The sequence below is a fragment of the Streptomyces sp. NRRL F-525 genome, from assembly GCF_000716605.1.
In the GTDB taxonomy this organism is placed as follows: Bacteria; Actinomycetota; Actinomycetes; order Streptomycetales; family Streptomycetaceae; genus Streptomyces.
The window spans coordinates 1-308 of sequence record NZ_JNXE01000201.1 but is presented as its reverse complement, the minus strand read 5'-3'; the positions used below and the strand labels follow the sequence as shown (position 1 = coordinate 308).

Annotated in this window: 1 pseudogene; it reads left to right on the top strand. The window is 76.9% G+C overall.

Going from position 1 to position 308, the window contains the following annotated elements:
* Window positions 1–71: 71 nt before the first annotated feature.
* Window positions 72–308 (top strand): annotated as a pseudogene (locus OO69_RS51145) (GNAT family N-acetyltransferase); the annotation flags it as partial.

Genomic DNA, 308 nt, shown 5'->3' with positions numbered 1-308 from the left:
TCGTCGGTCGTGAGGTCGAGGCAGATGCTGCGTTTGCCGCGGTTGAGGCTGGCGAAGTAGGCGTCGCTCACCTGGCGGGGGATGTCCCCGCCGGGCGGGTCGGCGCGGCCGCCCTCGCGGCGTACGACGGCGCCTGCCACCACGCCGACCGGCCGCGGTTCCTCTCCGCCTGGCTCACCACCCCCGGGCACCGCGCCCTGGCCCGGGTCGTCGACGGGCGTCTGACCGGGTACGGGGTGGTTCGTCCCGCCCAGGACGAGGCCCGGATCGGGCCGCTGTTCGCGGACGGTCCGGCGGACGCGGCGGCC